General features: G+C 71.0%; 11 protein-coding genes. 4 read left to right on the top strand and 7 right to left on the bottom strand.

What is annotated here, in order from left to right; all coding sequences use genetic code 11:
* Positions 1–79: 79 nt before the first annotated feature.
* The 3 genes from OOK40_RS34075 (at position 80) to OOK40_RS34065 (ending at position 4923) form a co-directional block, all read left to right on the top strand.
* A complete protein-coding gene (locus OOK40_RS34075; RefSeq protein ID WP_266489415.1) occupies positions 80–2293 on the top strand; it encodes an MMPL family transporter in 2214 nt (737 codons plus the stop codon).
* A gap of 46 nt (positions 2294–2339) precedes the next feature.
* Positions 2340–3455 carry a CapA family protein gene (locus OOK40_RS34070; protein ID WP_266489414.1) on the top strand — a complete coding sequence of 372 codons (1116 nt, stop codon included), beginning with the start codon at positions 2340–2342 and terminating at the stop codon, positions 3453–3455.
* A 244-nt stretch (positions 3456–3699) separates the two neighbouring features.
* Entirely contained in the window at positions 3700–4923 is a 1224-nt protein-coding gene (locus OOK40_RS34065; RefSeq protein WP_266489412.1) for a branched-chain amino acid ABC transporter substrate-binding protein, read from the top strand.
* Between the two features lie 80 nt (positions 4924–5003).
* On the opposite strand, the gene OOK40_RS34060 is transcribed toward OOK40_RS34065, so the two are convergent.
* Together OOK40_RS34060 and fmt are read right to left on the bottom strand one after the other, a co-directional pair.
* Positions 5004–6437 (bottom strand): RsmB/NOP family class I SAM-dependent RNA methyltransferase, encoded by a 1434-nt coding sequence (locus OOK40_RS34060; protein ID WP_266489406.1) that lies wholly within the window; start codon positions 6435–6437, stop codon positions 5004–5006.
* A gap of 96 nt (positions 6438–6533) precedes the next feature.
* Positions 6534–7466 carry a methionyl-tRNA formyltransferase gene (fmt, locus tag OOK40_RS34055; protein WP_266489397.1) on the bottom strand — a complete coding sequence of 311 codons (933 nt, stop codon included), beginning with the start codon at positions 7464–7466 and terminating at the stop codon, positions 6534–6536.
* 251 nt (positions 7467–7717) lie between these two features.
* Here fmt and OOK40_RS34050 point away from each other — a divergent pair, with 251 nt between their 5' ends.
* Entirely contained in the window at positions 7718–8254 is a 537-nt protein-coding gene (locus tag OOK40_RS34050) for a hypothetical protein (protein WP_266489396.1), read from the top strand.
* A gap of 66 nt (positions 8255–8320) precedes the next feature.
* Here the strand turns inward: OOK40_RS34050 and OOK40_RS34045 are convergent, their stop codons facing one another.
* From OOK40_RS34045 to gmk, 5 genes are all read right to left on the bottom strand, one after another.
* Positions 8321–10465, bottom strand: a complete 2145-nt coding sequence (locus tag OOK40_RS34045; RefSeq protein WP_266489395.1) for a primosomal protein N' — start codon at positions 10463–10465, stop codon at positions 8321–8323.
* Positions 10466–10577: 112 nt separating this feature from the next.
* Positions 10578–11786, bottom strand: a complete 1209-nt coding sequence (gene metK / locus OOK40_RS34040) for a methionine adenosyltransferase (RefSeq protein ID WP_266489394.1) — start codon at positions 11784–11786, stop codon at positions 10578–10580.
* 242 nt (positions 11787–12028) lie between these two features.
* Complete coding sequence (coaBC, locus tag OOK40_RS34035) at positions 12029–13231, bottom strand: bifunctional phosphopantothenoylcysteine decarboxylase/phosphopantothenate--cysteine ligase CoaBC (RefSeq protein WP_266489393.1); 1203 nt, start codon at positions 13229–13231, stop codon at positions 12029–12031.
* Positions 13232–13367: 136 nt separating this feature from the next.
* Positions 13368–13640, bottom strand: a complete 273-nt coding sequence (gene rpoZ, locus OOK40_RS34030; RefSeq protein ID WP_005319902.1) for a DNA-directed RNA polymerase subunit omega — start codon at positions 13638–13640, stop codon at positions 13368–13370.
* A 43-nt stretch (positions 13641–13683) separates the two neighbouring features.
* Complete coding sequence (gmk, locus tag OOK40_RS34025; protein WP_266489392.1) at positions 13684–14247, bottom strand: guanylate kinase; 564 nt, start codon at positions 14245–14247, stop codon at positions 13684–13686.
* Positions 14248–14282 lie beyond the last annotated feature (35 nt).

Raw genomic sequence — 14282 nt, 5'->3', positions numbered from 1 at the left:
GCACACTTCGTGCAATCCTGACGATTCGGCCCACAAGTAAGGGCGATGCGGCCCGTCGCGAGGGGTAATTGGGGGCGTCATGCCGGACGCAATCAAGGGACAGGAGCGGCCCAAGAAGGGTGTCGCCCATTTCGTCTGCGGGCGGCGCAGCAAATGGGTCGTCGTGGTGCTGTGGCTGGCGGTGATGGTGCTCGCCTTCCCGCTGGCATCGAAGCTCGGCGACGCCCAGGACAACGACGCCGCGTCCTGGCTGCCGGGCAGCGCCGAATCCACCCAAGTGCTCGAGGAGTCCAAGGGGTTCAGGCCCGAGGTCATCCCGGCGGTGGTCATCTACGCGCGCGACAGCGGGCTGACCCCGGCCGACCGGCAGCAGATCAACGAGGACGTCGCGGAGATCAAGCAGCTGCGGGACCACGGAGTGCGCGGCAACGAGACCCGCGGCCCCATCTTCGACCGGCCGGTCGACCCGCGGGCCGCCCAGGTCTTCGTGCCGATCACGATGGACGAGAAGGGCTGGGACCGGATCGCGCCCGCCGTCGACTCCATCCGCGACATTACGGGCAAGAGCAGCACCGGGCTGGAGGTGCACATCACCGGCCCCGGCGGCACGGCCGCCGACTTCTCCGAGGCCTTCGAGGGCATCGACTCGACCCTGCTGTTCGCGGCCATGGCTGTCGTGATCGTGATGCTGCTGATCACCTTCCGCAGTCCGACGCTGCTGGTGGTCCCGTTGATCTCGGTGATCGTCGCGCTCTCCGCCGCGCAGGCGCTGATCTATCTCCTGGCCACCCATGCCGATCTGACCGTCAACGGGCAGAGCGCGGGCATTCTGACCGTCCTCGTCTTCGGCGCGGGGACGGACTATGCGCTGCTGCTGGTCGCCCGCTACCGGGAGGAGCTGCGCCGTCACGAGGACCGGCACGAGGCCATGGCCCTGGCGCTGCACCGCGCCGGGCCCGCCGTGCTGGCCAGCGGCGCGACCGTGGTGCTCGGCATGCTGGTCCTGCTGTTCGCCGAAATGAACTCCACCAGCGGTCTCGGCCCGGTCGCCGCGATCGGCGTCGCGGTCGCCCTGGTGTCCATGCTGACGCTCTTCCCCGCCCTGCTGGTGATCTTCGGCCGGTGGATCTTCTGGCCCGCGATCCCGCACCTCGGTTCGCCCGAGCCCACCGAGCGGGGCTTCTGGGCCCGTACGGGACGGCGTATCGCCGGCCGCCCGCGTGCGACATGGAGCATCACCGCCGTCATCCTCGCGGCCTTCGCCCTGGGGCTGACCCAACTGCGGGCCGAGGGGATCAGCAACGCCGACGCCTTCACCGGCGAACCCGATTCGATCGTCGGACAGTCCGTCCAGGCCCAGTACTTCCCCGCGGGCAGCGGCGACCCCCTGGTGATCATCACCAATGCGCCACAGGCACGGACGGTCGGCGAGACCGTCGCCACGACCTCCGGCGTGGTTCCCCGGTCGATCACCATCCCGCCCGGCACCAAACCCCTCAACGACGGCCGCGTGCTGTTCGAGGCGACCATGACGGATCCCGTGGACAGCCAGGCGGCCAGGGCCACGGTCGAGCGGGTACGGGACGCCGTGCACGCGGTCCCGGACGCCGATGCCCAGGTGGGCGGCGGCACGGCAGCGGTGCTGGACGCGGAGACCGCCACCACGCGGGACAACTATGTGATCATTCCGCTGGTCCTGGTCGTGGTGCTGTTGGTGCTCACGCTGCTGCTGCGCGCCGTGGTCGCCCCGCTGCTGCTGATCGGGACGGTGGTGCTGTCCTTCGCGGCAGCGCTGGGCCTCAGCGCGCTGGCGTTCCGCTACATCTTCGACTACGCCGGCGAGGCGACGGACTTCCCGCTGTTCGTCTTCGTCTTCCTGGTGGCCCTGGGCATCGACTACAACATCTTCCTCACCACCCGTATCCGCGAAGAAGCGGGCCGCCAGGGCACCAGACGGGGCGTGCTGACCGGCCTGGCGGCGACGGGCGCGGTCATCACCTCGGCGGGCCTGGTCCTGGCGGGCACCTTCGCGGCGCTGGGCACACTCCCGATGGTCGCCTTCGCGGAGATCGGCTTCGCGGTGGCGCTCGGCGTGCTGCTCGACACCCTCGTCGTACGGTCCGTGCTGGTCACAGGTCTGTTCCTGGACGTGGGGCCGAAGATCTGGTGGCCGCACCGAATGGCCCGGGAGGACGAGCCACGGACACCGGAGCCCGCGGTGGCGGGCAGCGGGGTGTCGGGCAGCGGGGTGTCGGGCGGGGGTTCCTCGCCGAACGAGCCCGAAGGGTCCTGAGACTCGGTCCTGTCCGGTCGATCGCGCCCGGCTTTAGCCTGAGGGAGTGCCCGGCGAACCGGTCACCCTGTTTCTCAGCGGTGACGTGATGCTCGGCCGCGGTGTCGACCAGATCCTTCCGCACCCCGGTGATCCGACGCTGCCGGAGATCTGGCTCCGGGACGCCCGCGCCTACGTCGAGCTCGCGGAGGCGGCTCACGGCCCGATTCCACGGCCCGCCGACTTCACCTGGCCCTGGGGCGACGCGCTTCCGGTACTGGACGAGGCCGCGCCCGACGCACGGATCGTCAATCTGGAAACCAGCGTGACGCAGCACGACGAGATCGCACCCGGCAAAGAGGTCCACTACCGGATGCACCCGGCCAACCTGCCCTGCCTGGCCGCCGCCCGTCCTGACGTGTGCGTACTGGCCAACAACCATGTCCTGGACTACGGCCGCCCCGGGCTGGAGGAGACCCTTGACGCGCTGAGCGCCGCCGGGCTGCGTACGGCAGGCGCGGGACGCAACTCCGGCGAGGCCCGGCGACCCGCCATCGTCCCGGCGGGACACGGCCGGCGTGTCCTGGTCTTCTCCTTCGGGATGGCATCCAGCGGCATCCCGCGGAGCTGGGCCGCAACGGAGGACCGGAGCGGGATCGACTTCACGACCCCCTCGCTCACCGCCGCGGCCGACGTGGCCGCACGGGTACGGCGGGCCAGACAACCGGGCGACATCGCGGTCGCCTCGATCCACTGGGGTACCAACTGGGGCTACGACGTCCCGCGCGACCAGATCCGCTTCGCCCACGCACTCGTCGACGGCGGCGTGGATGTCGTGCACGGGCACTCCTCGCACCATCCCAGGCCGCTGGAGGTGTACGGCGGGAAGCTCATCGTCTACGGCTGCGGCGACCTGATTGACGACTACGAGGGCATCGGCGGCTACGAGCAGTACCGGGACGACCTGCGGCTGCTGTACTTCGTCTCGCTGGACCCCGGGACCGGCAGGCTCCACGACGTACGCATCACACCGATGCAGGCCCGGCGGATGCGTCTGCGGCACGCCTCGCCCGAGGACGCACGGTGGCTGCACGGCGTCCTCGACAGGATCAGCCGCCGCTTCAACTCCCGCGTCGAGTCCGGGCCGGACGACACCCTCGTCGTCCGGCCGTCCCGGGAATGAGCGGCCCGCAATCCGCCGCGCCCGGCGTCCCCTGACACGCCAGACCGCCACATCGTGACCGCGGAACCGGCCCCCATGAGGCGAAGTCCTTCGCGTGAGGAGCGCCATCACAAGAGAATCACATCGGTTCGTCCCCACTGCTCACTTCGGTGGACGCCATCTAGAGTCACGCCAGCCGCCGTGCCAGAGGACCGATCTTCGGTCCGGCAGCGCGGTCAAGCGCCTCGAAGGGGAAGGACCGAACGTGCGCAACCGTTCTCTCATAGCTGTCACCGCCGCGCTCGCCGCCGGAGCACTCTCGCTCACAGCGTGCGGCTCCCGTGACACAGGCAAAGCCAACGACGCCGCCGGCGACGGCACCGTCGTCACCATCGGTTTCGACGCGCCGTTGACCGGGGAGCTCTCCGCTCTCGGCCTCGGCATGAAGAACTCGGTCGACCTCGCCGTCAAGCAGGCCAACAAGAACAAGGAGGTGCCGGGCGTCACCTTCAAGATCGAGGCTCTCGACGACCAGGCACAGCCCTCCTCCGGCCAGCAGAACGCAACCAAGCTCGTCGCCGACAAGAGCGTCCTCGGAGTCGTCGGCCCGCTGAACTCCTCCGTGGCCCAGTCCATGCAGAAGGTCTTCGACGCGGCCCAGGTGGTCGAGGTCTCGGTCAACACCAACCCCGCCCTCACCCAAGGCGACAAGTGGGACAAGGGGGAGAAGGCCCGGCCGTTCAAGACGTACTTCCGGACCGCGACCACGGACGCCATCCAGGGCCCGTTCGCCGCCGAGTACCTGTACAACACGGCCAAGAAGAAGAAGGTCTTCGTCGTCGACGACAAGAAGACCTACGGCGCCGGCCTGGCCGCGACCTTCTCCGCCCATTTCAAGAAGCTCGGCGGCGCGGTCGTCGGCACCGAGCACGTCAACCCGGAGGCCAAGGACTTCGGGTCCGTAGCCACCAAGATCAAGAACTCGGGCGCGGACGTCGTCTACTACGGCGGTGAGTACCCGGTGGCCGGCCCGCTCAGCGCGCAGGTCAAGAAGTCGGGTGCCACGATCCCGCTGATCGGTGGCGACGCGATCTACAGCGACGAGTACCTCAAGCTCACCGGCGCCCGCGGCGAAGGCGACATGGCCACCTCCGTCGGCGCACCCGTCGAGGACCTGCCCTCCGCCAAGAAGTTCATCGAGGACTACAAGGCGGCCGGGTACAAAGAGGCGTACGGAGCCTACGGCGGCTTCTCCTACGACTCGGCCTGGGCGATCATCCAGGCGGTCAAGGCCGTGGCCAAGGACGGCAAGCTGCCCTCCGACGCCCGTGCCCAGGTCACCGAGTCCCTGCAGAAGGTCTCCTTCGACGGAGTCATGGGCAAGGTCTCCTTCGACGAATACGGCGACGCCACCAACAAGCAGCTCACCGTCTACGAGGTCTCGGGCGGTGCTTGGAAGGCGGTCACCACCGGCACGTTCGGAGGCTGACCACCGCAGAGGCGTCACGGGGCCGGGCTGCTCCCTCCGTCCAGGAGGGAGCAGCCCGGCCCCGCCACATACGCCTCGTCTCAGGCCGTACGACGCAGCAGCGCGAGGTACATCGCGTCCGTGCCGTGCAGATGCGGCCACAGCTGCACATCGGGCCCGTCACCCAGCGCGGGAACCCCCGGCATCAAGGGCCTGGCGTCCACCAACTCGGCCTCCACGGCTTCGCCGCCGCGGCCCTTGAGTACGTCGTCCACGACCACCCGGGTCTCGGCAAGGTGCGGCGAGCAGGTCGCGTATCCGACCACTCCCCCGACCCGTACGGCCTTCAACGCCTCGCGCAGCAGCCCGCGTTGGAGCGGCGCGAAGCCCTCCAGGTCCTCGGGACGGCGACGCCAGCGGGCCTCGGGACGGCGGCGCAGCGCGCCGAGGCCGGTGCACGGGACATCGACGAGTACGCGGTCGAAGCAGCCCTCACGCCACGGCGGACGCGTTCCGTCCGCGGCAATGACCTGGTACGGGCCCGGGTTCCCGGCGAGCGCCCGCTCGACCAGACGGGCGCGGTGCGGCTGCTTCTCGGAGGCCAGGAGCGATGCGCCCCGCTGCGCGGCGAGTGCGCCCAGCAGCGCCGCCTTGCCGCCGGGTCCCGCGCAGCCGTCGAGCCAGCGCTCGTCGGGTCCGTCGAGCGGCGCGTTCGCGAGGGCGATCGCGACGAGCTGGCTGCCCTCGTCCTGGACACCGGCCCGGCCGTCGCGTACGGCCTCGATGGCGCCGGGTTCGCCGCCCTCGGCAAGCCGCACGGCGTAAGGCGACCAGCGCCCCGGCAGCCCGGACTCCTCGCCCAGCACATCGAGCAGTTCGCCGGTGGTGGAGCGGCCGGGCCGGGCGACGAGGGTCACCTCGGGCCGCTCGTTGTCGGCCTCCAGCAGGTCCTCGATCCCGGCGCGGGGGCCGCCCAGCGAGTCCCACAGCGCGGAGACGACCCACCGCGGATGCGAGTGCACCACGGCCAGGTGGTCCTCGGCGTCGTCCTCGTACGGCGGAGCGACCCGCTCCAGCCAGGTGTCCAGATCGTCCTGCGAGATCTTGCGCAGCACGGCGTTGACGAACCTGGCGCGCCCGTCGCCGAGCACGACCCGCGCCAGCTCCACGCTCGCGGAGACCGCCGCATGTGTGGGGATCCGAGTCCCGAGCAACTGGTGGGCGCCGAGCGCCAGCACGTCGAGCACGGGCGGGTCGACCTCGCGCAGCGGCCGGTCGATGCACGCCGAGATGATCGCGTCGTACGTGCCCTGGCGGCGCAGCGTCCCGTACACCAGCTCGGTGGCGAGCGCCGCGTCACGCGCGTCGAAGTCGTCCTTCTCCCGGGCCTTCCTCAGCAGGGGCGGCAGGACCAGGTTGGCGTACGCGTCCCTCTCGTCGACGGCCCTGAGCGCCTCGAAGGCGAGGATCCGCACGGGATCCTTCTTGGGGCGGCGGTACGGCTTCGGGGGACGGCGATGTGCCTGCTCGTTCAAAGGTGCTCCGCGATCGAAAGGGTCGAACGCCCTCAGCCTACTTCCGTCGCGCCCACCTTCCCGCCCGTCTCCCACCACCGCCCTTGCACGACGGCGCTACGCGCCGACTCCTTCTCCCGGGACGATGCGCACCCCGCGCGCCCAGTCGGCCGCGCGCATCGGCTTCTTGCCCTGCGGCTGGACCCAGAGCAGCTCGACGGCGTGCGATCCGGTGCCCACGTACACATTGTTCTTGCCGGCCGAGAGCTCGCCGGGCTTGAGCGCTGTGTGGTCCGGCACCAGTGCCACGTGGATCAGCTTGAGCCGCTCCCCACGGAAGACCGTCCACGCGCCGGGCGCCGGGGTGCACCCGCGGACGAGGCGGTCGACGCGCAGCGCCGGGGCCCTGAAGTCCACATGGGCATTCTCGACGTTGATCTTCGGCGCGAGCGAGATGCCCTCGGCCGGCTGCGGCACGGCCTGCAGGGTGCCGTCCTCGATCCCGTCCATGGTCGCGGCGAGCAGCCCGGCGCCCGCGAAGGCGAGCCGGGTGAGCAGGTCGCCGCTGGTGTCGGTGGACCGTACCTGCTCGGTGATCACGCCGTAGACCGGCCCGGAGTCGAGGCCTTCCTCGATCAGGAAGGTCGACGCGCCGGTCATCTCGTCCCCCGCGAGGATCGCGTGCTGGACGGGTGCGGCACCGCGCCAGGCGGGCAGCAGCGAGAAGTGCAGATTGACCCAGCCACGGGCGGGCACGTCGAGGGCCACCTTGGGCAGCAGCGCGCCGTAGGCGACGACCGGGCAGCAGTCGGGCGCGATCTCGCGCAGCCGCTCGATGAACGCCTCGTCGCGCGGCCCGGCCGGCTTCAGCACCTCGATCCCGGCCTCCTCGGCACGCTGCGCGACCGGGCTGGCCACCAGGCGTCGACCGCGCCCCGCGGGCGCGTCGGGCCGGGTGACGACCGCGGCGACTTCATGCCGGTCGGAGGCGATCAGGGCGTCCAGGGCGGGTACGGCGACCTCGGGGGTGCCTGCGAAGACGAGCTTCATCGGTGGCTGACTGCCTCTCAGGCTGATGCGTGCCGGCAACTGCTCGTCTGTGCGGTGACGAGCAGCACACCAGTCTATGGGGCGGGGCTGCAGGGGGCGTACGGGCGGCCGTGCGCCCCGCGCACATACGCATACGCCCCTGCCCCGTGACCACATCGCCGGGTGGAGCGTTGGTCAAGAGAGATTGACCGAAGCGGGCCGCCCCGGATGCGGCCCGGCCCCTTTTCAACGCCGGTTCGAGAGGCTTGTCAATGGCCGACCACGCAACCCACGACGCCCAAGCCCGGGCAAGTCTGCACCTGTTGGTGCGTGACATCGAGCGGGTCCGCCGGCAGGTGGACGCCTTGCGCACGCTCACCGCCCAGCTGGGCAATGTCTACCGCCCGCGCCGCTCAGGCCCCTCCACGGGCTTCGTCGTCTACGGCAGAGCCCCGGCCCCGACCGTCCGTCTGGCGCAGGAGCTGCGGGACAGTGTCGAGACACTGGTGACCGCGGCAGTGGACTTCGACCGTTCGCTGGGCTTCTCGTGGGACGCGGTCGGCTCGGCCCTGGGAGTCACCAAGCAGGCGGTGCACCGCCGGTACGGAGCACGGCGGGCCGCGCAGCAGGCGGGCACCGCTGATGTGGACCACGGCGGGGAGACTGCGGCGACCCGCACGCTGCCGGTGGGCCCGAGCCTGTCGGCCGTCCCCGCAGCCCGCACGATGCCGCCGCAGTCGGCGGCCCCCGGCCAATCCCACCGCGAGGAGGCCCGCCCGAGCGCCTTCCCCGGCCCGCGCAACGGCTGACCTCCCGCCCGGCTGCCCCTGCCCCGACGGGTGGGGGCAGTCGCTTGCTGTGCGGACCGGCGCGCCTCAGCCGATGTCCGGCGGGTCGACCCTGATCCGTACCTGCTCGGTGCCCCCGCGGGCCATCCGGGCCGCCTGGGCCGACTTCAGCGCCGCGGCCAGTGCCGCTCCGCTGCCCGGCGGCACCCGGAGCAGCACCCGCTCCCATGTCTCGCCCACCGGAGGATCACCCGGCCTGCGAGGCCTGCCCGAGTCCGTGACCCGGAGCGGGACGGGGCCCAACACCTCGGTGTCGCCCGGCAGTTCGGCACTCGCCACAAACGCGGCGACCGCCTCCGCACGCCCCGACACCGCCGCCATCCGCGACACCGGCGGGAACCCGAGCTCCGCCCGTTCGGCCAGCTCGCGCTGTGCGTGCCCGACCGGGTCCCAGCGCACCAGCGCCTGTACGGGACGAAGCGTCGGCTCGGCGACCACCACCAACGTGCCGCCCTCGCTCTGCCCGCGTACCAGCGAGGCCGCGTCTATCCAGCGCCGCAGCGCGTCCTCACCCGCCCGCAGATCGGGTCGCCCCAGCATCGCCCAGCCGTCGAGCAGCAGCGCCGCCGCGTATCCGCCCTCGGCGACGGGCTCCGCACCGGGCGTGCTCACCACGAGCGCGGGCCGATCGGGCACGCTGTCCAGCACATGGTCCCGGCCCGATGTGCGCACCTGGACGGCGGGGAAGGCGCGGCCCAGCTCCTCCGCCGTGCGCCGGGCGCCGACGATCTGGGCGCGCAGTCTCGTACTGCCGCACTCGACGCAATGCCAGTCGGGCGCACCGCGTCCGCACCAGCCGCAGTTCAGATCGCGCTCGTCCGGCGCCTCCAGCGGGCCCGCACAGTGCCGGCAGCGTGCGGGCGTACGGCACCGCTCGCAGGCGAGCCTGGGCACATAGCCGCGCCTCGGCACCTGGACCAGCACCGGTCCGCTCTTCAGCCCGTCCCGCACGGTCTGCCAGGCCAGGCTCGGCAGCCGGGCCGCCCGCGCGGCCTCGTCGCGCGCCAGCTCGCCGTCCCCGACCGTGCGCACGAGGGGCGCGCTCTTGCGCACCTGCTCGCGGTCGGCGATCAGCGGCAGCGCCCAGCCGCTCTCCACGAGCTGGGCCGCCTCGACCGTGCAGCTCGTACTCCCCAGCAGGAAGCCGCATCTGTCGTGGGCGGCCCGCAGCTCCAGTACCTCGCGCACATGCGGGAACGGCGCGTTCTCGTCGCTGTGGCTGGAGTCGCCGTCGTCCCAGATCGCGACCAGGCCGAGGTCCTGTACGGGGGCGAACATCGCGGCCCGGGTACCGACGACGGCGCGCACGGACCCGCGTCGCACGGCGAGCCACTGCCGGTAGCGCTTCTCGGGGCCGGACTCGGCCGTGAGCAGGGCGTGGCGCCCCTCCCCCAGCAGCGCGGTGAGCGCGGCGTCGACCCGCGCGGCGCGCCGCCCGTCGGGCACCACGACCAGCGCGCCCCGCTCCGAGGCGAGCGTCGCGGCGACGGCCCGCGCGAGCTCGTCCGGCCACTGGGGCCCGGGCAAGGCGGTCCACACCGCCCGCGGCGCACCCCCGGTCGCGAGCGCCTCCAAAAACGCCGCCCCCCGCCCGTACCGCACCCAGCTCCCGGGCTCCGGCGCAGCGGGCGGCGGCAACGGCTCCGGCGAGGGCTTCGCCTCGGCCCGCCCGTTCCTCGGCGGAACGGCGAGCTGCAGCACATCCGCCAGGCTCCCCGCATAGCGATCGGCGACCGCACGCGCCAGGGCGAGCATCTGAGGGCTGAGCACCGGCTCGGGCGAGACCACATAGGCGAGCGCGGCCAGCGCTCCCCCGTAGTCCGACTCGGCCCGCCGCTCGATGAGAAACCCGTCGATCAGGCCGCCGCCTTCACGCCGTCCTTCCCGCACCCGGTGCCCCCCGGCCCCGAACCGCACGCGGACCCGCACCCCGGGCTGCGCGTCCGCGTCCAGCTCCTCGGGCACGGCGTAGTCGAAGTACTGATCGAGATGCAGCACGCCTTTGTTGACCATCACGCGCGCCACGGGCAATTCCTTGGCGAGCGCGGCCCCTCGCCAGGTCCGCGGTTTCGCCTTGGGCACCTTGGCCTTGCGCACCGTCTCCCGAATGAGCGCAAGCTGCTCCGGCCCACAGGCGGCGGGCTCTTCGGGCTGCTTGTTGTCGCTGCTCACAGCCAAATTCCTACCAGACGTCACTGACAGTGCGACCAGGACCGACGCTGCGACCGGGACGCACGACGGCCCCGGACCGTCACGGTCCGGGGCCGACAGGCATGCTCCTCGCTTACAGACCCGCGGCCTTGCGCAGCGCGTCCACGCGGTCCGTGCGCTCCCACGTGAAGTCCGGCAGCTCACGGCCGAAGTGGCCGTACGCCGCGGTCTGCGCGTAGATCGGGCGGAGCAGGTCCAGGTCGCGGATGATCGCCGCCGGGCGCAGGTCGAAGACCTCTCCGATGGCCTGCTCGATCTTCTCGACGTCGACCGCGGCGGTGCCGAAGGTCTCGACGAAGAGGCCCACCGGCTCGGCCTTGCCGATCGCGTATGCGACCTGGACCTCGCAGCGGGCCGCGAGGCCGGCGGCCACGACGTTCTTCGCGACCCAGCGCATCGCGTACGCCGCCGAGCGGTCCACCTTCGACGGGTCCTTGCCGGAGAAGGCGCCGCCGCCGTGGCGGGCCATGCCGCCGTAGGTGTCGATGATGATCTTGCGGCCGGTGAGGCCGGCGTCGCCCATCGGGCCGCCGATCTCAAAGCGGCCGGTCGGGTTGACCAGCAGCCGGTAGCCGTCGGTGTCCAGCTTGATGCCGTCCTCGACGAGCTGCTTGAGCACGTGCTCGACGACGAACTCGCGGATGTCGGGCGCGAGCAGCGAGTCCAGGTCGATGTCCGACGCGTGCTGCGAGGAGACGACCACGGTGTCCAGGCGCACGGCCTTGTCGCCGTCGTACTCGATGGTGACCTGGGTCTTGCCGTCGGGGCGCAGGTACGGGATGGTCCCGTTCTTGCGGACCTCGGACAGACGGCGCGAGAGCCGGTGTGCCACGTAGATCGGCAGCGGCATCAGCTCGGGAGTCTCGTCGCAGGCGTAGCCGAACATCAGGCCCTGGTCGCCGGCGCCCTGCTTGTCGAGCTCGTCCTCGTCGCCCTCGACACGCTTCTCGTACGCGGTGTCGACGCCCTGCGCGATGTCCGGCGACTGTGCGCCGATGGAGACCGAGACGCCGCAGGACGCGCCGTCGAAGCCCTTCTTCGAGGAGTCGTAACCGATCTCGAGGATCTTGTTGCGCACCAGCGTGGGGATGTCGGCGTACGCCTTGGTGGTCACCTCGCCGGCGACATGCACCAGACCGGTGGTGATCAAGGTCTCCACGGCGACCCGGGAGGTCGGGTCCTCCCGCAGAAGGGCGTCGAGAATCGTGTCGCTGATCTGGTCAGCGATCTTGTCGGGGTGACCCTCGGTCACGGACTCCGAGGTGAACAGACGACGGGACACAATGCTCCCTGGGGTTGCAGCGGCTGCTGGCTGATCATTGGCGGACCGGCCGGGGGCTGCGCCCCGCGACGTTCCATGAGCAGTTTATCCGGCGCTCTCCCATCGTGGTCCACCCGTCTCGCTCCGTGGGAGCTGTGTGACGTGTGTTCCGACGCGGGGCTGCAGAGCGACAGACCGGGTTCCTGGGTCAGTATGCCGGACTTCTTGGGATTTCATCCGTACATCGAAGCGAACCCAAGAATTCACCCAAGGCGCGGCACGACCAGGTCCCAGACAATGTCCGCCAAGGACTCCTTGGGTCCGTACGGAACCGGCGTCTCACCGCCGTCCGCGGCGAGCACCACAGCCTCGTTCTCCTCCGAGCCGAAGGTCTTGCGCTCCCCCACCTCGTTGACCACCAACAGGTCACAGCCCTTGCGGCGCAGCTTCTCGCGGCCGTTGGCGAGCACGTCGTCGGTCTCCGCGGCGAAGCCGACGACCACCTGGCCCGGGCGGGCCCGCTCGGTGGAGATCTCGGCGAGGATGTCCGGGTTGCGGACCAGCGCGATGGGCGCGGGCTCCTGGCCGTCCTTCTTCTTGATCTTGCCCTCGGCGTACGCGGCGGGACGGAAGTCCGCGACCGCCGCGGCCATCACCACGGCGTCGGCGTCCGCCGCGGCTTTGAGCACGGCCTCGCGCAGCTGGACGGCCGTGCCGACGTGGACGACGTCGACGCCCGCCGGGTCGGCGATGCCGGTGTTGGCCTCGATGAGCGTGACGCGGGCACCGCGGGCCGCGGCTGTACGGGCCAGGGCGTACCCCTGCTTGCCCGAGGAGCGGTTGCCCAGGTAGCGCACCGGGTCCAGCGGCTCGCGCGTGCCACCGGCGCTGACGACCACATGGCGGCCCGCGAGATCCGGGGCCGCCATGCCGCGGGCGAGCACCCGCCGGCAGACCTCGAAGATCTCGCCGGGCTCGGGCAGCCTCCCCTTGCCGGTGTCGACGCCGGTGAGCCGGCCGACCGCGGGCTCGATGACGACGGCGCCCCGGCGGCGCAGTGTGGCGACATTCTCCTGGGTCGCGGGGTGCTCCCACATCTCGGTGTGCATGGCGGGCGCGAAGACCACCGGACAGCGGGCCGTGAGGAGCGTGTTGGTGAGCAGGTCGTCGGCGAGGCCGTGGGCCGCCTTGGCGAGCAGGTCGGCCGTGGCCGGGGCGACGACGACCAGGTCGGCCCCCTGCCCGATCCGTACATGCGGAACCTCGTGGACATCGGACCAGACCTCGGTCGACACGGGGTGACCGGAGAGCGCGGACCAGGTCGCGGCGCCGACGAAGTGCAGCGCCGACTGGGTCGGCACCACCCGTACGTCGTGGCCCGACTCCGTCAGCCTGCGCAGCAGCTCGCACGCCTTGTACGCGGCGATGCCTCCGCTGACCCCCAGAACGACCTTCGGCCTGTCCACCACGGAACTCCCCGCTCCCGACGATTCGTACATGCCCATGCTGCATCAATCCGGGGGAACGACCCCCGTGGGGACCCCGAACAGACCACAGGCCCGGCGGACGCGCCGCCGGGCCTGTGGTGAAAAGCGTAAAACGCTACTGAGCCGGGCCCTCAATGGCCTCCGAGGTCAGCAGACCCGCGTTGATCTCACGCAGGGCAATCGAGAGCGGCTTCTCGTGGACGTGGGTGTCCACCAGCGGACCGACGTACTCGAGGAGACCCTCGCCGAGCTGCGAGTAGTACGCGTTGATCTGGCGCGCGCGCTTGGCCGCGTAGATAACAAGGCTGTACTTCGAGTCGGTGGCCTCGAGCAGCTCGTCGATCGGCGGGTTGATGATGCCCTCGGGCGCAGTGATGGAAGAGGACACTCTCTAGCCTTCCGAAGAACTTGCACAAATGATCGGACAAAGATCAGACAACTGCCATCAAGGCTAGCAGCTCACGCGCCACGTCCTCGACGGAGGTATTGACCAGGGTGACATCGAACTCCGACTCGGCGGCCAGCTCCACCTTCGCGACCGCCAGCCGGCGCTCGATGACCTCGGCGGACTCGGTTCCGCGGCCAGTGAGCCGACGGACCAGTTCCTCCCAGCTCGGCGGGGCCAGGAAGACAAGTTGCGAATCCGGCATGGATTCCTTGACCTGCCGCGCACCCTGGAGATCGATCTCGAGCAGCACCGGCTCGCCCGCGTCCAGGCGTTCGAGGACCGCACGGCGCGGCGTGCCGTAGCGATTGCCCGCGAACTCCGCCCATTCCAGCAGCTCGCCATTGGCGATCAGCTTGTCGAATTCCTCGTCGGTGACGAAGAAATACTGAACGCCGTGGCGCTCGCCGGGGCGCGGCTTTCTTGTGGTGGCCGACACCGAGAGCCATACCTCGGGGTGGACCTTGCGCATATGGGCGACGACCGTGCTCTTGCCGACCCCGGAGGGGCCGGAGAGCACGGTCAGCCGCGGACGTACCTCTGCTGCCATGCAGCGATTATCCAGGTTCCCGGGAGTGCCCGGGA

The organism is Streptomyces sp. NBC_01481 (assembly GCF_026339995.1).
Taxonomy (GTDB): domain Bacteria; phylum Actinomycetota; class Actinomycetes; order Streptomycetales; family Streptomycetaceae; genus Streptomyces.
This window is presented reverse-complemented; position numbering and strand designations above follow the sequence as displayed.